Annotated in this window: 15 protein-coding genes and 1 pseudogene; 10 read left to right on the forward strand and 6 right to left on the reverse strand. The window is 57.1% G+C overall.

The features are described 5' to 3' along the window. Positions 1-113 precede the first annotated feature (113 nt). Genes ccoP through ccoN form a run of 4 tightly spaced genes read right to left on the reverse strand, consistent with a single transcriptional unit; the run spans position 114 to position 3,305 of the window. The gene (gene ccoP / locus ACP7A2_RS08275; RefSeq protein WP_426133827.1) at positions 114-1,061 is read right to left on the reverse strand and encodes a cytochrome-c oxidase, cbb3-type subunit III; all 948 of its coding nucleotides are present in this window, start codon (positions 1,059-1,061) and stop codon (positions 114-116) included. Beyond that, positions 1,058-1,258, reverse strand: a complete 201-nt coding sequence (locus tag ACP7A2_RS08280; protein WP_348059954.1) for a CcoQ/FixQ family Cbb3-type cytochrome c oxidase assembly chaperone — start codon at positions 1,256-1,258, stop codon at positions 1,058-1,060. The genes ccoP and ACP7A2_RS08280 overlap by 4 nt, the downstream gene beginning before the upstream one ends. 3 nt (positions 1,259-1,261) lie before the next feature. After that, positions 1,262-1,870 (reverse strand): cytochrome-c oxidase, cbb3-type subunit II, encoded by a 609-nt coding sequence (ccoO, locus tag ACP7A2_RS08285; RefSeq protein WP_348059956.1) that lies wholly within the window; start codon positions 1,868-1,870, stop codon positions 1,262-1,264. Between the two features lie 10 nt (positions 1,871-1,880). Continuing rightward, positions 1,881-3,305 carry a cytochrome-c oxidase, cbb3-type subunit I gene (gene ccoN / locus ACP7A2_RS08290; protein WP_375067036.1) on the reverse strand — a complete coding sequence of 475 codons (1,425 nt, stop codon included), beginning with the start codon at positions 3,303-3,305 and terminating at the stop codon, positions 1,881-1,883. A gap of 79 nt (positions 3,306-3,384) precedes the next feature. On the opposite strand from ccoN, the gene ACP7A2_RS08295 reads away from it, so the two are divergent. Further along, positions 3,385-4,077 carry an alpha/beta family hydrolase gene (locus ACP7A2_RS08295; RefSeq protein WP_426133828.1) on the forward strand — a complete coding sequence of 231 codons (693 nt, stop codon included), beginning with the start codon at positions 3,385-3,387 and terminating at the stop codon, positions 4,075-4,077. A gap of 101 nt (positions 4,078-4,178) precedes the next feature. Here the strand turns inward: ACP7A2_RS08295 and ACP7A2_RS08300 are convergent, their stop codons facing one another. Further along, the gene (locus ACP7A2_RS08300) at positions 4,179-5,744 is read right to left on the reverse strand and encodes a methyl-accepting chemotaxis protein (RefSeq protein ID WP_426133829.1); all 1,566 of its coding nucleotides are present in this window, start codon (positions 5,742-5,744) and stop codon (positions 4,179-4,181) included. A 73-nt stretch (positions 5,745-5,817) separates the two neighbouring features. Further along, entirely contained in the window at positions 5,818-6,609 is a 792-nt protein-coding gene (locus ACP7A2_RS08305; protein WP_426133830.1) for a CPBP family glutamic-type intramembrane protease, read from the reverse strand. A gap of 422 nt (positions 6,610-7,031) precedes the next feature. Here ACP7A2_RS08305 and ACP7A2_RS08310 point away from each other — a divergent pair, with 422 nt between their 5' ends. From ACP7A2_RS08310 to ACP7A2_RS08350, 9 genes and pseudogenes are all read left to right on the forward strand, one after another. Continuing rightward, positions 7,032-7,892: a DMT family transporter gene (locus ACP7A2_RS08310; protein ID WP_426133831.1), complete on the forward strand. Its 861-nt coding sequence runs from the start codon at positions 7,032-7,034 to the stop codon at positions 7,890-7,892. A 340-nt stretch (positions 7,893-8,232) separates the two neighbouring features. Next, the gene (locus tag ACP7A2_RS08315; RefSeq protein ID WP_426133920.1) at positions 8,233-9,198 is read left to right on the forward strand and encodes a glycosyltransferase family 2 protein; all 966 of its coding nucleotides are present in this window, start codon (positions 8,233-8,235) and stop codon (positions 9,196-9,198) included. Between the two features lie 26 nt (positions 9,199-9,224). Then, positions 9,225-9,526 (forward strand): annotated as a pseudogene (locus ACP7A2_RS08320) (NAD-dependent epimerase/dehydratase family protein); the annotation flags it as partial. Further along, complete coding sequence (rfbD, locus tag ACP7A2_RS08325; RefSeq protein WP_426133832.1) at positions 9,523-10,419, forward strand: dTDP-4-dehydrorhamnose reductase; 897 nt, start codon at positions 9,523-9,525, stop codon at positions 10,417-10,419. The pseudogene ACP7A2_RS08320 and the gene rfbD, both read left to right, overlap by 4 nt. A gap of 2 nt (positions 10,420-10,421) precedes the next feature. Next, positions 10,422-11,306 (forward strand): glucose-1-phosphate thymidylyltransferase RfbA, encoded by an 885-nt coding sequence (gene rfbA / locus ACP7A2_RS08330; RefSeq protein ID WP_426133833.1) that lies wholly within the window; start codon positions 10,422-10,424, stop codon positions 11,304-11,306. 103 nt (positions 11,307-11,409) lie between these two features. After that, entirely contained in the window at positions 11,410-11,955 is a 546-nt protein-coding gene (gene rfbC / locus ACP7A2_RS08335; RefSeq protein WP_426133834.1) for a dTDP-4-dehydrorhamnose 3,5-epimerase, read from the forward strand. After that, a complete protein-coding gene (locus ACP7A2_RS08340; RefSeq protein ID WP_426133835.1) occupies positions 11,955-12,782 on the forward strand; it encodes an ABC transporter permease in 828 nt (275 codons plus the stop codon). The genes rfbC and ACP7A2_RS08340 overlap by 1 nt, the downstream gene beginning before the upstream one ends. Beyond that, positions 12,772-14,133 carry an ABC transporter ATP-binding protein gene (locus ACP7A2_RS08345; protein WP_426133836.1) on the forward strand — a complete coding sequence of 454 codons (1,362 nt, stop codon included), beginning with the start codon at positions 12,772-12,774 and terminating at the stop codon, positions 14,131-14,133. Before ACP7A2_RS08340 ends, ACP7A2_RS08345 begins: the two co-directional genes overlap by 11 nt. Next, complete coding sequence (locus tag ACP7A2_RS08350; protein ID WP_426133837.1) at positions 14,126-19,060, forward strand: glycosyltransferase; 4,935 nt, start codon at positions 14,126-14,128, stop codon at positions 19,058-19,060. The genes ACP7A2_RS08345 and ACP7A2_RS08350 overlap by 8 nt, the downstream gene beginning before the upstream one ends. Positions 19,061-19,085 lie beyond the last annotated feature (25 nt).

Consider the following 19,085-nt stretch of genomic DNA (forward strand, 5'->3'; position numbering starts at 1 on the left):
GGCGCCCGCTGGACTCGCCCCCCCCCCCACTTTTGGGGGGCTGCGGTGCCCCCCTGGGGTACAAAGCCCCCTCGCCACAGTGGCCGCTCCCGGTCGGGAGCGGCAGTCAAAGGCTATTCCGGTTGGCTTTCTGGCGTTGCGCCATCAGCGTTGTGCGACAGGCTGTACACGTAAGCGGCCAGCAAGTGCACTTTGTCATTGCCTTGCAGCACTTCCTGCGCCGGCATTTGGCCTTGGCGGCCATGGCGGATGGTTTGCTGCAACTGCGCCAGGCTGGTGCCGTAGATGAAACCGGCGGGCTGCGTCAGGTTCGGCGCGCCCATGGCTTCGACGCCGTGGCCCTGAGGGCCGTGGCAGGCCACGCACGTGGTGTTGAACGCGGCTTGGCCGGCGGCGAGATCCGCCGTGCTGTCCGCCGGCAATGGCAACTTGGCCAGGTCATGACGCACATAGGCGGCGACGTTTTTCACACCGGCGTCCCCCAGCACTTCACCCCAGGCCGGCATCGCCGCGTGGCGACCGCCCATGATGGTGGCCTTGATCGCCTCAGCCGAACCGCCCCAGCGCCAGAGGTTGTCCGCAAGATTCGGGAAGCCATACGCGCCCTTGGCGTCCGAGCCGTGGCACACCGCGCAGTTGGAGGCAAACAGGCGACCGCCCATTTTCAGCGCCTGCGGGTCCTTGGCCACTTCTTCTACCGGCATCGCCGCGAACTTGGCAAAGATCGGCCCGAACCTGGTGTCGGCCCTGGCCATCTCCTTGTCCCACTCCTTGGCCGACGTCCAGCCGTCTTCATAGCCCGGCAATATGCCTTTCCAGTTGCCCAGGCCCGGGTAGAGGATCAGGTAGCCGACGGCAAACACCAGGGTGCCGGCGAACAGCATGAACCACCACTGGGGCAGCGGGTTGTCGTACTCCTCGATACCATCGAAGGCGTGGCCCATGGTCTGGTCGACGCTGCCCTTGGTCTCGCCCTTGCGGGTGCCGATCAACAGCCAGGTCAGGCCGATCAGGCTGCCGAGGGTCAGTACGCAGATCCATGCACTCCAAAAGGCTGTCATAGCGGGGTGCTCCTTGTTTCAGGCGCTTCTTGCGTGTCGGATGGGAGAGGTTCATCGGCGAACGGCAGCAGGCGCGCCTGCTCGAAATCCGCCGTGCGCCGGTTGTTGAACACCCACAGCGACAGGCCGATAAAGGCAATGGCGACGACCAGCGTGCCAAGCCCGCGGATGGTGCCTGCATCGAATTCAAATCCCATGGCTCACCTCTTGCTCTTGATGGCAGTGCCGAGCACTTGCAGGTACGAAACCAACGCGTCCATCTCGGTCTTGCCCTTGAGGCTGGCGACGGCGCCACTGATGTCGTCGTCGGTGTAGGGCACGCCGAGGGTGCGCATCACCTTCAACTTGGTCTCGGTGCTGCTGCTGTCGACCTGCGCCGTGACCAGCCACGGGTAGGCCGGCATTTTCGACTCCGGCACCACGTTGCGCGGGTTGTACAGGTGCGCGCGGTGCCAGTCGTCCGAGTAGCGCGCGCCGACGCGGGCCAGGTCCGGCCCGGTGCGCTTGGAGCCCCACAGGAACGGGTGGTCCCACACGCTTTCGCCCGCTACCGAGTAGTGGCCGTAACGTTCGGTTTCGGCGCGGAACGGGCGGATCATCTGCGAATGGCATTGCACACAGCCTTCGCGGATGTAGATGTCGCGGCCTTCCAGTTGCAGCGCGGTGTAAGGCTTCATGCCTTCCACCGGCTTGTTGGTCACGTCCTGGAAGAACAGCGGGACGATCTGGGTCAGGCCGCCGATGCTCACGGCGAGCACCATCAGCAGCATCAGCAGGCCGACGTTTTTTTCAATTGTTTCGTGTTTCATCACAGACTCCTCAGGCCAGCTGCACAGTGGTGGCGGCTTCGGCAGGCTGCGCCGAACGCACGGTGCGCCAGGTGTTGTAAGCCATCAGCAACATGCCGCTAAGGAACACTGCCCCGCCCACCAGCCGCACGATGAAGCCTGGATGGCTGGCCACCAGGGTTTCGACGAAGGAGTAGGTCAAGGTGCCGTCCTCGTTGACCGCACGCCACATCAGGCCCTGGGCGATGCCGTTGACCCACATCGAGGCGATGTAGAGCACGGTGCCGATGGTGGCCAGCCAGAAGTGCGCGTTGATCAGGCCGAGGCTGTACATCTGCTCGCGACCGAAGACTTTGGGGATCATGTGGTACAGCGCGCCGATGGAAATCATCGCTACCCAACCCAGCGCCCCGGCGTGTACGTGGCCGATGGTCCAGTCGGTGTAGTGGGAGAGGGCGTTGACGGTCTTGATCGCCATCATCGGGCCTTCGAAGGTCGACATGCCGTAAAACGCCAGCGACACCACGAGGAAGCGCAGGATCGGGTCGCTGCGCAACTTATGCCAGGCGCCCGAGAGGGTCATCATGCCGTTGATCATGCCGCCCCAGCTTGGGGCCAGCAGCACCAGCGACATCACCATGCCCAGCGATTGCGCCCAGTCCGGCAGCGCGGTGTAGTGCAAGTGGTGCGGGCCGGCCCAGATGTACAGGGTGATCAGCGCCCAGAAGTGCACGATCGACAGGCGATAGGAATACACCGGACGCTCGGCCTGTTTCGGCACGAAGTAATACATCATGCCAAGGAAGCCTGCGGTGAGGAAAAACCCTACCGCGTTATGGCCATACCACCACTGCACCATGGCATCTGTCGCACCGCCGTAGGCCGAGTAGGACTTGGTCCAGCTCACCGGCAGGGACGCGTGGTTGACGATGTGCAGGATGGCCACGGTGATGATGAACGCACCGAAGAACCAGTTACCGACGTAGATGTGTTTGGTTTTGCGCTTCATCACCGTGCCGAAGAACACCACGCCATAGGCGACCCAGACCACGGCGATCAAAATGGCGATCGGCCATTCCAGCTCGGCGTATTCCTTGGAGGTGGTGTAACCCAGTGGCAGGCTGATGGCCGCCAGCACAATCACCAGCTGCCAGCCCCAGAAGCAGAACGCGGCGATTTTCGGCGCGAACAGTTGGGTCTGGCAGGTGCGTTGCACCGAGTAGAACGAGCTGGCGAACAGCGCGCAGCCACCGAAGGCGAAGATAACTGCGTTGGTATGTAATGGACGCAGTCTTCCGAAGCTGGTCCAGGGCAAATCGAAGTTGAGTGCAGGCCATACCAATTGGGCCGCGAGAAAAACCCCGAGCCCCATGCCGACGATGCCCCACACCACCGTCATAATGGCGAATTGGCGGACCACCTTGTAGTTATAGGCGGTACTTAAAGTAGTGTTCATGGTTCCCCATCCACGGTTCAACCCAAGCAGATGCGGCACTTGGGCTGGAGTTATAGGCAGACTAAAAAGCGAGGCAAGCATGGGCAAAGAGCACAAGGCCAGTATTGACGGGGATCAATGGGCGCAGTGTGTGCGCGATCGCGGCTGGTTGTGGGATGCCGCGTCGCCGCTTGCAGGGCGTACACCTGTGACGTTGATTCTGGCCCACGGTGCGGGAGCGCCGATGGACTCGGCGTTCATGACCGATATGGCTGCACGCCTTGCCGGGCATGGCGTCAACGTGTTGCGCTTCGAGTTTCCCTACATGGCTCAGCGCCGTGTGGACGGCGGTAAGCGCCCGCCGAATCCGGCGCCCAAGCTGTTGGAAGCGTGGCGTGCGGTGTATGCCGAGGTGCGACGTCATGTCGCTGGGAAGCTGGCCATTGGCGGCAAGTCCATGGGCGGGCGCATGGCCAGTTTATTGGCGGATGAATTGGGCGCGGATGGGCTGGTGTGTCTGGGCTATCCGTTTTATGCGGTGGGCAAGCCGGAAAAGCCACGGGTCGAGCATTTGGCCGAGCTGAAGACGCCGGCGTTGATTGTGCAAGGCGAGCGCGATGCGCTGGGGAATCGAGCGGCGGTGGAAGGGTATGTGTTGTCGCCAAGCATCGAGGTGATGTGGCTGGTGGCGGGGGATCATGATTTGAAGCCGTTGAAGGCGTCGGGGTTTAGTCATGAGCAGCATGTGGAGGCTGCGGCGGTGCAGGTGGCTGGGTTTTTAGGCGGTTTGTAGGGCCTCATCGCAGGCAAGCCAGCGCCCACATTTGACTGTATTCACAAATAACATGTGTGAACCCATCCCACTGTGGGAGCTGGCTTGCCTGCGATAGCGATTTATCGGTTAAAACGCTCTACCAGCGAGTACTGAGTATGCGCGGTATGGGTCAGCTCTTCACTCAACTGCGCCGAGTTCAAGGCCTGTTCCGAGGTCTGATCCGCCAGCAACGCGATGGTGCTGATGTTGCGGCTGATCTCTTCGGCCACAGCGCTTTGCTCTTCAGTGGCCGCAGCAATCTGCGTGGTCATGTCAGTAATATTCGCCACGGCCTCGCTGATGCCCACCAGCGCCTTGTCTGCCTCCATCACTCGAGCCACACCTTCTTCGGCCTGGCGGTGCCCGGCGTCCATGGTTTGTACGGCAGCCGCCGCAGTGTGTTGCAGCTTGGCGATCAGGGTGTGGATCTGCCCGGTGGACTCAGCCGTGCGCTGCGCCAGTTGGCGCACTTCGTCGGCGACCACCGCAAAACCGCGACCCATCTCACCGGCACGCGCCGCTTCAATCGCTGCGTTCAAGGCCAGCAGGTTGGTCTGGTCGGCAATGCCCTTGATCACATCCACCACGCCGCCGATTTCATCGCTGTCCTTGGCCAATTGCGTGACGGTCACGCCCGTCTCGCCCACGGCCACCGACAGACGCTGGATGGCGTCGCGGGTTTCCCCGGCAATATCACGACCGCGCCCGGTCAGGCGATTGGCTTCCTGGGTGGCATCGGCGGTGCGCTGCACATGGCTGGCGACTTCCTGAGTGGTCGCCGCCATCTGGTTAACGGCGGTGGCCACTTGCTCGGTTTCGACGCGTTGGCGTTCCAGGCCGCTGGAGCTGTTGTGCGCCAGGGTGTTGGACTGCGCCGCTTGGGAATTGAGGTGCTCAGCGGTGTCCTGCAAGCGGGTAAGGCAAGTCTTCAGACGCGCTTCCTGGCTGAGGATCGACATCTCCAGCCGCGCCTGTGCGCCACGGCTGTCGGTGTACATCTGCGCGATCAACGGGTCGGAGGTGGTCTGCTCGGCCAGGCGCAACAGGCGCTTGAGGCCGCGCTGCTGCCAGCTCAGGCCCAGTAGGCCCAGTGGCACGGACAGTGCCGCCGCCAGGGCAAAGCCCCAGTGGGAGTTGAGCGAGGCGCCGATCATGAAGCTCAGCTGGCTGACCAGGATAAACGGCAGCCAGTCCTGCAGCACCGGCAGCCACTTGTCGCGCTGGGGAACGGCTGACTTGCCCTTGTTGATGCGTTGATAGAGCGCTTCGGCACGGCGAATCTGCTCGGCGGTGGGCTTGATGCGCACCGATTCGTAGCCGATCACCTGGCTGCCATCGAAGACCGGCGTCACATAGGCGTTAACCCAGTAGTGATCGCCGGTCTTGCAGCGGTTTTTCACAATGCCCATCCATGGCAAGCCTTGTTTGAGCGTGGTCCACATGTGCGCGAACACGGCCGACGGAACGTCCGGGTGACGCACCAGATTGTGCGGGGCACGAATCAGTTCTTCACGGGTGAACCCACTGATTTCGACGAAGGCGTCGTTGCAGTAGGTGATGACCCCTTTGGCGTCTGTGGTGGAGATCAACCGTTGCTGAGCGGGGAAGGTACGTTCGCGCTGTGTAACGGGTTGGTTATTACGCATGGTTGTTCAATCCGCAAGGCTTTCAGGGGTTATCGGCCGGGATTGAGGTTTATTTAACTTAAATTTGCAACAATCAGCCGGCCAGCATCGGGTAGGTAAACAGCCCGAAGTGAAGCAGGTTCAGGCCAAAATGCGTGGCAATCGCCGCGCCCAGGCCGCCGAAACGATAGGCCAGACCATAACCGACGCCGGCAATGCTCGCCAGCAACACCCAATGCCAGCCTGCGCCCAGGTGCACCAGGCCGAATAACAGCGAGGCCAGTAACAGCGCAACATTTTCGCCATAGGGCAGGTGTTTGAAGCGCCGGCTCAGGCCGCCCTGCACGTAGCCTCGAAACAACGCTTCCTCCACCAGTGTTACCAGCAACAGGTTGTTCAGCACCCACAGCCACGCTTGTTCCGGCCATTTCGGTGCCCAACTGATGATGCCCAGCAGTGCCGCGCCACCCAGCGCGGCCACCGCCGTCAGGGCCAGTGCCAGGGCGGTGACATAAAGTGTCAGGCGCAGCGAGCGGCGCGCCACGATCCATGGGCAGGCCAGCAGCAGCCAGAAGCCAATCAGCGGCTTGTCCTGATTCAGGTACAGCGAGAAGGGCACGGCATCCGGCGTCAAACGCTGGGGGGCGATACCGCGCCCGTTATAGAAGCCTGGCAGCCAGTGCATCGCCAGTCCCAGGGCGAGAACGATGAACAGGCCGTGGCCGAGGTAACGCGCCCACGGGGTGCGTTGCTGGCGGACCGCGTAACCGGCGATCAGCAACAGCGCGATCGACACCACTGCCAGCATGCCCAGTTGCCCGTAGGTCAGGGCCAGCGCATAGCCAATGGAGAGAAGCACCAGGTACAGCCAGGGCAGAGCGATCATGTGAAATCCTTGGAAAAAACTCGGCGGCAGTATAACGGCCGGTCTGCTGTCCCGGCATGAAAACTCCTCCACGCAGAAAGCGCGAGTGAAGTGATTGCCAAGTGTGTTTATGGCTGGTTATAGTCCGCGGGTCTTTATCCCTTCACACAAGATCAGCCCATGCCAGCTTCCCCTCGCATAGCGGTAGTCGATTCAGCGGTCAACGCTGCAGTCGTGCCGTGCGGGAATCAGCAGCCTGCGCAGATCAGTCACTACCCCCCACCTGTCAGTAGCGCGCCGGTGTACGCAGTCGTATCACCGCCGGGTGTTTGCATTTCGGGCTGATCAGCGCATCGCTGTTCCCCTGTGCCCGCCTGAAAAAAACCTACTGAGTTTCAGCTCTGGCTGAATCGGCTATTTTTGCCTGATTACAGGTGGTATCCATGTCTGTTATTTCGAAACAATCCGTGGCCGCGGCGGCCTCGACGAGCCTGTTTGTATTGCTGTGGAGCAGCGGGGCGATTTTCTCCAAGTTGGGCCTGGCCCATGCGTCGCCCTTTGCTTTCCTGTTGATTCGCTTTGCCATCGCCCTCATCGGGCTGGTGATTTTGGTGCCGATCCTTAAGCTCAAGTTGCCGCGGCCCGGCAAGCCCCTGCTATACGCAGCGGCGACCGGGATGGTGTTACTGGGGGCTTATCAGATTTTCTATCTGCTGGCCCTGGACCTCAAAGTCACGCCAGGGGTGATGGCAACCATCATGGGAGTGCAACCGATCCTGACGGTGGTGCTGATAGAGCGTCAGCGCTCTGCAGGCCGGATATTTGGCTTGGGGCTGGGGTTGGCCGGGTTGATCATGGTGGTCTATCAGGGCATCGGCCTGTCGGGCATGTCCCTGGCGGGCATGCTGTTCGGGCTACTGGCCCTGGCAAGCATGACCTTTGGCTCGATCATGCAGAAACGCATCACCGACAACCCCCTGGGCACGCTGCCGGTGCAATACCTGGCGGGGTTGCTGCTGTGTTCAGTGTTCGTGCCCTTCCAGCCGTTCCATTTTGAACACAACGCAGGCTTTTACCTGCCGGTGCTATGGATGGGGCTGGTGGTGTCCTTGCTGGCGACGCTGTTGCTGTACCGCCTGATCGCCCGTGGCAACCTGGTGAATGTCACCAGCCTGTTTTACCTGGTGCCTGCGGTGACGGCGGTGATGGATTACCTGATCTTTGGCAACACACTCGCACTGCTGAGCCTGCTGGGAATGGGCTTGATCATCATCGGGTTGGTGTTTGTGTTCCGCAAACGCTGAGTGTTGGCTCACTTTCTCAGGTGTAAGAGGGACTTCGTCGGTTGCGGCTGCGAAGTCCGCTTTTACGGGCTAGGCTTGCTGAGGCTGCCGGATTATGCGGGCGAAGCACTTTTCCAAGTGGGGCGTATTGAGTTATTTCGAAATGCCGAATTGACAGACGGTGGAGCACAGCGCAACTTGGCTGTGTAGAGCGGTCGGGGGCTAATTGAAGGGATTAGAGGGGTGTTTCGTCAGATTGTACTGACAGAGCATTGCTGTAATAATTGCCACCGTCAAAAGGCATATTTCCTGTTTTCTTACGGGATAATTAGTGCGTTCGCAAAGGGATATTGTGACTATTATCGCATTGCGCAAGCCTTCCTATGTCCATTCGAATAATGTTTGCTTAGCGAATATTGCAGTTTTGATGTGCACATATAATGGCGAGGCGTTCCTTGCTGAGCAGCTCAACTCCGTTGAGCAGCAGAGCCATCAACATTGGAACCTGATCGTTTCTGACGACGGCTCTCGGGATGCCACGCCTGCGATTCTGCAAGCCTATGCCGATCGCTGGGGAAACAACCGGCTTAAGGTCGTGAGTGGCCCAGGAACAGGTTTTGTAGCCAATTTTCTTTCGTTAACTTGTCGCACTGATATCAGTGCCGATTATTTCGCCTGGTGTGATCAGGACGACATCTGGAACGAAGACAAGTTACAGGTAGCCACGCACTGGCTGCAGACCGTACCTGCGCATATTCCCGCTTTATACTGTGGTCGCACTGAGTTAATCAGCGACATAGGCGCAAAGCTTGGCTTTTCACCTCTTTTCTCCCTGCCTCCTCATTTCTCCAATGCGCTTGTTCAGAGTATTGCGGGGGGTAATACAATGGTCTTCAACAGTGCCGCTCGTGATTTAATTGTCGAGGCTGGCTCAAAGGTTGAAGTGCCTTCTCACGATTGGTGGATCTATCAGCTTGTTACAGGGGCTGGAGGCGTTGTGCATTATGATGCCGAACCGAAAATGCTATATCGCCAGCACGATGAAAACCTGATTGGCAGCAACTCCAGTTGGGCGGCACGCTTAGTTCGGCTGAAGATGATTTTTCAGGGGCGATTTTACGAATGGAACGATCAGAACATCTGTGCGCTCGAAGCGATGGAACACTGTCTTAGCGAAGAGCATCGGGCAACGCTTAAACGCTTTAAAAACGCGCGAAGTCAAACGTTATTCAGGCGAGTGCTGGGCTTCCAGTCGGCCGGTTTGTACCGGCAGACCGTGCTGGGAAACCTTGGGCTAATCCTTGCCATATTATTGAAAAAGATTTGACTCAATGACTATTCCGGGAACCGGCGGTGATTTCTCTGATGATCGTTAACGCACTGGCAGGCAAAGCGCTGTCGGCCTACGACGATGGTCAGCGAATCCGTGGCTGGCGGTACGTAAAAGACTATTGCAGTGCGATTCGCCGTGTCTTGAGGCAGGCACTGAGGATGATGTCTATAATGCGGGAGGCTGGAAACCATTGGAGACCTTTGAAACCGGGATCCGCAAGACCGTTCCGTGGTACTTGGACAATGAGGTGTGGGTGAGCAATATCCAATCCGGTTTGTGCCGGGAATGGTTCGACACGAACTATTTCGAGCGCGCCGCATGAAAATTCTTCTGCTTGGAAAAAATGGTCAAGTCGGATGGGAATTACAACGCAGCTTGGCCTCTCTGGGCCAAGTCCTTGCGCTTGACTCCAAAAGCCAGGACTACTGCGGCGACTTGAGCGACCTGCAAGGGTTGGCAGCTACCGTGCAACGCTTCGCGCCTGACGTAATTGTCAATGCGGCGGCCTACACGGCTGTCGACAAAGCCGAAAGCGAGCCGGCCCAGGCATTGCGTGTCAACGCCGAAGCTCCGGCTGTGCTGGCGGCAGAGGCCCTCAAGCTGAATGCCTTGCTCGTGCACTACTCCACCGATTATGTGTTTGCCGGAAATGGCGATACACCTTGGCAGGAAAGCGATCCGGTCGGACCGCTGAGCGTCTATGGGTCGACCAAGCTGCAAGGCGAGCAGGCTATTCAGGCCAGCGGCTGCGCGCATTTGATTTTCCGTACAAGCTGGGTCTATGCGGCGCGCGGTAATAACTTCGCCAAGACCATGCTGCGCCTGGCCTCGGAACGTGACAGCCTTAACGTGATTGACGATCAGTTCGGCACTCCCACCGGGGCAGACCTGCTGGCCGATGTCACCGCACACGCTATCCGCGCGGTGCACTTGAACCCCGGGCTCGAAGGGATCTACCATCTCGCGTCAGCCGGCGAAACAACGTGGCATCGCTATGCCCGTTTTGTGCTTGAACACGCGCAAGCGGCAGGGGCGCAGCTTAAGGTTACTCCCGGGTCTGTCGGCGCAATTGCAACAGTGGCCTATCCTACACCCGCCAAGCGTCCCGGTAATTCCCGGCTCAATATTCAAAAACTGCAGAATGCCTTCTCATTGCACTTGCCTGAATGGCAAGACGGTGTGGCACGGATGCTCACAGAAATTCTAGAGAAATGAACATGCTTAAACGTAAAGGAATCATCTTGGCCGGTGGTTCGGGCACGCGCCTGCACCCTGCAACCCTGGCAATTTCCAAACAGTTACTGCCGGTTTACGACAAACCGATGATCTACTACCCGCTGACCACGCTGATGCTGGCGGGTATTCGCGACATCCTGATCATTTCCACTCCCCAGGACACCCCACGCTTCGAGCAACTGTTGGGTGATGGCAGCAAGTGGGGTTTGAACATTTCCTACGCCGTACAGGCTTCCCCGGATGGCCTGGCCCAGGCATTCATTATTGGTGAAGACTTCATCGGTAACGATCTGTCTGCACTGGTGCTGGGTGACAACATCTACCACGGCCATCATTTCAACGAACTTCTCAATAGCGCGATGCTTCGGCACGACGGCGCCAGCGTGTTCGCCTACCACGTGAACGATCCGGAGCGTTATGGCGTTGTGGAGTTCGATGAGCAGGGCAAGGCGATCAGCCTGGAAGAGAAACCGCTGAAACCCAAGTCGAGCTACGCGGTAACCGGTCTTTATTTCTATGACCAGGACGTGGTTGACATTGCCAAAAGCATCAAGCCGTCTGCGCGTGGTGAACTCGAGATCACCGATCTCAACCGCATCTATATGGAGCGCGGCAAGCTGTCAGTAGAAATCATGGGCCGAGGCTATGCCTGGCTGGACACAGGCACCCACGATTCGCTGCTTGAGGCGAGTCTTTTCATCTCCACGCTTGAGCGTCGTCAGGGGCTAAAAGTGGCCTGCCCTGAAGAGATCGCGTTTCGCCAGAAGTGGATTGATGCCGCGCAGTTGGAAAAGCTCGCTGCGCCGCTTTCCAAGAATGGCTACGGCCAATATCTGATGCGTTTGCTGCACGAGAAGATATTTTGACAGGGCTGAGTTTCGCGTGGTGATGGGTACTGCCGCCTTGAACACATTTGATCTGTAGCGGCGTCAAGGCGGCACCTGATAACTCTTTGGAGATAGTGTAAAGATGAGAGCAACCCCCCTCGTCATCCCGGACGTTCTTCTTTTTGAACCCAAAGTATTCGTAGACGAGCGCGGATTTTTCTACGAAAGCTTCAACCAAAAAGTGTTCGAAGACACCGTCGGAAGATCTGTGCATTTTGTGCAGGACAATCACTCCAGATCCGTCAAGGGGGTGCTACGCGGCTTGCATTACCAGATCAAGCAGTCCCAGGGCAAACTGGTACGGGTTACCCACGGAGAAGTCTTTGACGTCGTGGTGGACCTGCGCAAAAGCTCGGCAACATTCGGCAAATGGGTTGGCGTTCACCTCAGCGCAAGCAACCGAGCGCAGTTGTGGATTCCGGAAGGCTTTGCGCATGGTTTCGTCGTGCTCTCGGAAAGTGCCGAGGTTCTCTACAAGACCACTGATTACTGGGCGCCCGAGCATGAGCGCAGTCTTGCGTGGGATGACGCTGATGTGGCGATCGAATGGCCAATTTCCGAAGCGCCGACGCTGTCTGCCAAAGATGCGAATGCGGTAAGTCTGGTTGATGCCGAGACCTTCGCCTAGTGGATCCCCACAGCAGGCCTTCAGCAGGTCCCATCGGTCTTGTTGTCGGTCTGTGGAAATACCGGTCATTGATTTCACAAATGACCAAACGTGAAGTCATCGGGCGTTATCGTGGATCAGTGATGGGCCTGACATGGTCTTTCTTCAATCCGGTCCTGATGCTCGCGGTTTACACCTTTGTGTTTTCGGAGATATTTAAATCCAGGTGGGCCGGTGTTGAAACCGGCAAGGGCGGGTTCGCGATTCTGCTGTTTGTCGGCATGATTGTTCACGGGCTATTTGCCGAGTGTGCCAACCGTGCACCGACGTTGGTGATGACCAACAGTAACTACGTCAAGAAAGTTGTATTTCCTCTCGAAATCCTTCCGGTGATTACGCTGGGTTCGGCACTGTTCCACAGTTGCATAAGCCTGGTCGTATTGTTGGCGGCGCAGTTCCTCATACAGGGGCAGCTGTACTGGACGGCACTTCTGTTCCCACTGATTCTTGTGCCATTGATTCTGGCGACGTTGGGGGTCAGCTGGTTCCTGGCGTCGCTGGGGGTGTACTTGCGTGACGTCGGGCATGTGATCACCGTGCTGACGACGGTGTTGCTGTTTCTTTCTCCTGTGCTGTATCCGGTAGCCGCATTGCCGGACGTCTACAAACCCTGGTTAAAGCTCAACCCGCTGACCTACATCATTGAAGAAAGTAGAAGCGTCCTGCTGTTTGGCCATGTGCCGAATTGGGAGAACCTCGCAATCGCTGTCGTCATTGGTGCAGTCATTGCGTGCGTGGGTTACTGGTTCTTCCAAAAAACACGTAAAGGGTTCGCTGATGTCATCTGATCAAGCAGTCATCAGCGTTCGGAATGTCTCCAAATGTTTTTACACCTACGACAAACCCAGAGACCGTCTCAAGCAAGCCATCGTGCCGCGCTTCCAGCGTTGGGCGGGTGACAAAGTCACCCGTTACGGCAAGGAATTCTGGGCGCTGCGCGACATCAGCTTTGAAGTTAAAAAAGGTGAAACCGTCGGTATCGTCGGTCGTAATGGTTCAGGAAAGTCCACGCTGTTGCAGATTATCTGCGGCACGCTGACGCCGACCATCGGCGCGATCGAGACCCGTGGCCGCATCGCTGCGCTGCTGGAGTTGGGCTCGGGGTTTAACCCGGAGTTTACCGGCCGCGAAAACGTCTACCTGAATGCGGCGGTGCTGGGGCTGACGCACGACGAAGTGAATGATCGCTTTGATGCAATCGCAGGCTTCGCCGATATTGGCGAGTTCCTCGATCACCCGGTCAAGACCTACTCCAGCGGTATGGCGGTCAGGCTTGCATTTGCGGTTCAGGCGCAAGTTGATCCTGAGATTCTGGTAGTCGATGAGGCGCTTTCGGTGGGCGACGCACGGTTTCAAGCCAAGTGCTTCGAGCGTCTTCGCCAACTTAAAGAGAATGGCACCAGCATTCTGTTAGTGACCCATTCCAGTGAGCAAGTGGTCACCCATTGCTCGCGGGCAATCCTGTTGGAGCAAAGCCGGGTTGAAATGATTGGAGCGTCGCGCCCGGTTATCAACCGCTACACCGACATCCTGTTTGGTCGCACTGCCAGTCCCGTTGCAGGCAGTGCACAGGACCTTCCGGCAGGAGCGGTTGAGGCTGCCGCACCTGCTGAGCAAACCGTACAGCTGTCGCTGGACGGCGACATATACGCATCACGTGTTGGTTATAACGCTCACGAGTATCGCTGGGGCGATGGTGCTGCCACGTTGATGGATTTTCACTTGAGTGCCGGCGGGCGAGAGTTTCCAACAAGCGTCACATCAGGTGAAGAAATCGTTCTTGGCCTGTCGCTTAAATTTAACCGCCGCGTGATTAACCCGATTCTTGGGTTCACCATCAAAACCAAGGAAGGTGTAACGGTATACGGCACCAATTCCTATTTGTTGGCGTGCGCCGAGACCCGGACGATGGGCGAATCCGGAACAGTGGCTACTGCCAGTGTGAAGTTCACCAACAGATTGGCCACTGGCGATTACTTTATATCCATAGGGATTGCGTCCAGAGAGGGCGAGGACATCGTTCCCCATGATCGTCGTTACGACTCTATTCACTTTGTTGTTGAGCCTACCCCGACGCTACTGGGGTTGATTGACCTCGCGGCCACCATGAGCATCGATCCGGTAAGCCCTAATGTTTAAACTTGATCAATATGGCTATTCCAGGGGGCGCGACACGGGTGTCTGGATGCGCTCGGACTACCAGGGTATCGCCTACAGCGACGGGGATGCTGCGGAAGTCGAACTGGCCAGCGTCATCAGCAACGCCAGCGATGTTTCAGTGTTATCGGATGAACTGCCGCAACATTGCACTGACTGGGCCAAGCTCTATCACTTGAGCGCGACACGCGCGAACATCCTGCGGCCCTTCGAGCACCTGTTCAACGCACGGGTATTGGAAATTGGCGCCGGTTGCGGTGCCATCAGCCGTTACCTCGGTGAGTGCGGCGCCGATTTGCTGTGCCTGGAAGGCAGCCCACGTCGAGCGGCTATTGCAGCGAGCCGTACACGTGACCTGGATAACGTCACGGTATTGGCCGAGCGCTTTGATGACTTCCAAGTCGAAGAGCAATTTGACGTCGTAACACTGATTGGCGTACTTGAATACGCCAGTATGTTCAGCAGTGCGCCAGACCCCGCGTTAGCCATGCTCACGCGTGTTCGCCAGTTGTTGAAGCCTGACGGTCATCTTTTTATAGCCATCGAAAATCAGTTGGGACTGAAGTACTTTGCCGGTGCGCCGGAAGATCACGTCGGCATCAGCATGTACGGCATCGAAGGCAGATACGAGCAGGGCCAGCCCAAGACATACGGCAAAAAAGGGCTTGAAGACCTTATCGCGCGTGCTGGTTTTACCGCTTCAAACTTCCTCGCGCCGAGCCCTGACTACAAGCTTCCCAACTCGATCATCACCGAGAATGGCTTTGAGTGTGCGGCTTTCGACGCCGCAGCTTTAGCATGGCAAAACGTCAAGAAAGACCCGCAACTTCCAGAACTGACAACCTTCAATCTTGAGAAGGCCTGGTCGGTGGTTATCGACAACCGTCTGGGGATGGAGCTTGCCAACTCCTTTTTGATTGTTGCCTCCTGCGCTGACGATCAACCCCTTGCCGATGATGTGCTTGCTTTCCACTACAGTACGGGCAGAAAGACGCGCTATTGCAAGGAGTCACTGTTCGTCAATACGCCGAACGGTATTCAGGTTCAGTACAGAAAACTGGGCAATGTGACGGGCGATGAGCCTGAAATACTTGCCGACGACGGCTTCAAGTATGTACTTCCGCGCGTGGACGCTTACGCGAAAGGCAGTGTATTGAGCTTTGAGTTCCTGGATGTCGCCTCGCGTCGCGATTGGAGCGTCGAGGGATTTACGCCGTTTTTGCAGAAGTACCTCGCTTGCCTGCAGACGTTGCTGGACGAAGAGGGCGGGGGGATCAAGTTGCTGTCGGCCAAGACATTGCTGCCTGGCCGTTATATTGATGCCGTTCCGCAAAATATTGTCATTACCGCAGACAACACGCCCAAGTTTATTGATATTGAGTGGGAGATGCATGAAGGGGTCGAACTCGGCTACTTGATGATGCGAGCGCTGCTGCTGCTCATGGCGGCCGCAAACCCTTTCTACCCGAGCAGATCCTCGGTCAGCCGCCAGGCGTTTGTGACTCAACTGCTGGCAAGCGCGGGCATGGACATCAGCGCTGAAGACCTGACGCGTTATATCGCAACTGAGGCTGGCTTTCAGGAGCGAGTCACCGGCGAAGACGCCGACCAGTTTCTCAACTGGTCTCCGGATGCCATGATTCACAAGATAGGCGCGCGGGATCTTCCTCCCCGGCACGCCAAGCTTTATATCAGCAATGAGGCTGGACACTTTTCTGAAGAGTCCGCCCTGGTTCACGTGGTCAATGACGGGCACCAACTGATCAGGCTCCGGCTGCCGGCTTTGCCCCGTGGCGCAGTGTTGCGATTTGATCCCGTTGATCGACGTCAAAGCTTCGCGATTGAAGCCATCAAGGTGTACTCCAGCACCGAAACGATTATGGGGTGGCAGGATGGCATCAGCGAGCCGCTGGTCATTGCGTCCGCCATGCGTATTTCTCAGGTTGGTCGCAACACGCTTTATCTGGCGTTGAGTGATGACCCGAGTGTAACGATCCCTATAGAAGACCACATGCTATGTGGCATTGATCTGCTTGAAATGGAAGTAAGCCTTACTTTATTCACGGACGAGCAACTCGCTCAAGAGATCAATGTGCTGAACCAATCCGGACTCACCCGTCCCACCCCCGAGTTGCAAGACACACTCGATCAGCTTCTCGATTCAAATAGCAAACTGGATCAGTTGCTCGATTCAAGCCGCAAGCTCGATCAAATTCTCGATTCCAACAGCAAACTGGATCAGTTGCTCGATTCAAGCCGCAAGCTCGATCAAATTCTCGATTCGAATAGCAAACTGGATCAGTTGCTCGATTCAAACCGCAAGCTCGATCAAATTCTCGATTCGAATAGCAAACTGGATCAGTTGCTCGATTCAAACCGCAAACTCGATCAACTTCTCGCCTCAAACAGCAAACTGGATGAGCTACTCGACTCAAGCGGCAAGCTGGATCAGATTCTTGACTCAGTCATCACACTCGATCAGATCGTTGATTCGAATCGAGCAATCACTGATGGGCTGGAATTGTTGAAGGCATCCGTTAACTCTACGCATGCCGAGATTACTGCTTACGCTGTGGGCGAGAAAGAGAAGGAAGTCCAAGCGGTGCTTGAGCAGCTGCGCCTCGCGGTGGAAGAACACCACGTTTCCCTTCAACTGATGACTGAGCAGAAAAATCTTGAGCTGGATGAAAAAGACATTCAGATCAGTGAGTTTATAGCCTCGGTGGCGTTGGGAAACGCCCATACAGAATCCGAGCGACTGCAGATAGTCGAGGCGCTGAATGAACAGATAAGGATCAAGGATGATGCGGTGCAAAGTACGTTGGCGTCCTGGCAGGAATCCTTGCAGGATAAAGATGTTCATATCGCCAACCTTGAAGAGCAGTTGCGGGTCCAACAGGTTCAAAAAGATACCCATATCCACAACTTGAACCTGCAGATTATCGCGATGCAGTCATCGTCCAGCTGGAAGGTAACGGCGCCGATTCGCACGTTGATCAGGCGTGTGGGGCAAGCCAAAAAAGGCGTGCTTTTGTTGCCGGCGGTCATTCGTCGCGGTGGTGGCCTGAGCAAAACCGTGCGCAAGGCCATCAAGGTGGGGCGCGAACAAGGGCTTGCGGGGTTGAAGGCTCGGTTCGTGTATGTCGCAACCTCGAGTAATCTTGCCTTTGTCGGCCAGGAAACGCGGGACGTGCCTGATCGCTTTGATTACTCCAGGTGGGTCGAGTATTACGACACGCTGGATGACAATGGCCGGTGGAAGCTCAGCGAAGAAATTCGCAAGTGGAAAACCAAGCCTCTGATTTCGATCATCATGCCTGTCTACAATCCGCCCCTTGACCTGCTGCGTGAGGCGATTGAAAGCGTCAAGTCCCAGCTCTACAAGAACTGGGAGCTATGTATTGCAGACGATGCGTCGACCGATGAAGACGTGATCGCATACCTCAAGACGCTGAGCAGCCAGGACAAGCGCTTCAACGTCATGTTCCGCACGGAAAACGGTCACATGTCCAAAGCCAGTAATTCGGCGCTGGAACTGGCCTCGGGGCAGTACATCGCGCTCATGGATAATGACGACCTCATTCCGGAAAGCGCGTTGTACTGGGTAGCGCGGGCCATTCATGACAACCCGGATGCCGGCATTATCTACTCCGATGAAGACAAGATTGATGCCAACGGAAAACGCAGCTCGCCTTACTTCAAGTCGGACTGGAACGAGTTTTTGTTCCGCTCACAAAACATGGTCTGCCACTTGGGTGTGTACCGTCTTGACCTGGTAAAAGCCGTGGGCGGCTTCCGCGAAGGCTTTGAAGGTGCACAGGATTACGATCTCGCGCTGCGCTGCGCCGAACAACTCGATCGCGCAAACATCGTGCACATCCCGCGTGTGCTGTATCACTGGCGGATTCACTCGGGCAGCACCGCCATGGCCGGGCAAGAAAAACCGTACGCTGCCCTTGCCGGTGTAAAGGCGCTGGACGAGCATTTGCAGCGTAAGGGAAACATCGGTAGCACTGAGTTGCTGCCGATGGGCATGTACCGCGTACGCTACGCCCGTCCTGTCGAGGCGCCACTGGTTTCGCTGATTATTCCTACGCGTAATGCCTATGGTCTGGTCAAGCAATGCATCGACAGCATTCAGCGTCTGACGACGTACCCCAACTACGAAATTATCTTGATCGATAACGGGTCCGATGACCCTGCGTCGCTTGAGTATTTCGCGGCGCTTGATAGCCAGGACAACATTCGAGTGTTGCGTGACGATGGCCCGTTCAACTATTCCGCGCTGAACAATGGCGCTGTAAAAATTGCTCGCGGCGAGCTGATCGGCCTGATTAACAACGATATTGAAGTAATTACGCCTGAGTGGCTCGATGAGATGGTGTCCATCGCATTGCAGGCCAATGTCGGGGCCGTGGGCGCTCGCCTGTGGTACCCGGATGACCGCTTGCAGCATGGCGGCGTTGTTGTCGGGGTTGGCGGTGTAGCGGGCCATTCCCATAAGTACTTGCCCAAGGGCGACTACGGCTACTTCTGCCGAGCGGGGTTGATTCAGGAGTTTTCGGCGGTGACCGCTGCGTGCCTGATCATCAAGAAGTCCATTTTCGAGCAAGTGGATGGCCTGGACGAAGAAAACCTCAAAATCGCCTTTAATGATGTCGACTTCTGCCTGAGGGTTCAGGAAGCAGGCTACATCAATGTCTGGACGCCTTTTGCAGAGCTGTATCACCACGAGTCTGCGACACGCGGTCTTGAAGATACAGCTGAGAAAAAAGATCGGTTCTCCAGGGAAGTCCTGCATATTCAGGCGCGTTGGCCAAAGATCCAGGAAGACTACGCTTACAACCCGAACCTGACGCTGGATCATGAAGATTTCGGTTTGGCGTGGCCACCCAGGGTAAAACGCTAAGAAGTTCTAACTGCGAGATGGCTAA

Origin of the sequence: Pseudomonas sp. PWP3-1b2 (assembly GCF_049896045.1) — a bacterium.
In the GTDB taxonomy this organism is placed as follows: Bacteria; Pseudomonadota; Gammaproteobacteria; order Pseudomonadales; family Pseudomonadaceae; genus Aquipseudomonas; species Aquipseudomonas antarctica_B.

Bases quoted from the DNA above. Each gene is read 5' to 3' on its own strand.
- ACP7A2_RS08295 (WP_426133828.1), top strand. From the start codon at position 3,385: ATGGGCAAAGAGCACAAGGCCAGTATTGACGGGGATCAATGGGCGCAG.
- ACP7A2_RS08350 (WP_426133837.1), top strand. From the start codon at position 14,126: ATGTTTAAACTTGATCAATATGGCTATTCCAGGGGGCGCGACACGGGT.
- ACP7A2_RS08345 (WP_426133836.1), top strand. From the start codon at position 12,772: ATGTCATCTGATCAAGCAGTCATCAGCGTTCGGAATGTCTCCAAATGT.
- ACP7A2_RS08310 (WP_426133831.1), top strand. From the start codon at position 7,032: ATGTCTGTTATTTCGAAACAATCCGTGGCCGCGGCGGCCTCGACGAGC.
- ACP7A2_RS08305 (WP_426133830.1), bottom strand. From the start codon at position 6,609: ATGATCGCTCTGCCCTGGCTGTACCTGGTGCTTCTCTCCATTGGCTAT.
- rfbC (WP_426133834.1), top strand. From the start codon at position 11,410: ATGAGAGCAACCCCCCTCGTCATCCCGGACGTTCTTCTTTTTGAACCC.
- ACP7A2_RS08280 (WP_348059954.1), bottom strand. From the start codon at position 1,258: ATGGGATTTGAATTCGATGCAGGCACCATCCGCGGGCTTGGCACGCTG.
- ccoO (WP_348059956.1), bottom strand. From the start codon at position 1,870: ATGAAACACGAAACAATTGAAAAAAACGTCGGCCTGCTGATGCTGCTG.
- rfbD (WP_426133832.1), top strand. From the start codon at position 9,523: ATGAAAATTCTTCTGCTTGGAAAAAATGGTCAAGTCGGATGGGAATTA.
- ACP7A2_RS08300 (WP_426133829.1), bottom strand. From the start codon at position 5,744: ATGCGTAATAACCAACCCGTTACACAGCGCGAACGTACCTTCCCCGCT.
- ccoP (WP_426133827.1), bottom strand. From the start codon at position 1,061: ATGACAGCCTTTTGGAGTGCATGGATCTGCGTACTGACCCTCGGCAGC.
- rfbA (WP_426133833.1), top strand. From the start codon at position 10,422: ATGCTTAAACGTAAAGGAATCATCTTGGCCGGTGGTTCGGGCACGCGC.
- ccoN (WP_375067036.1), bottom strand. From the start codon at position 3,305: ATGAACACTACTTTAAGTACCGCCTATAACTACAAGGTGGTCCGCCAA.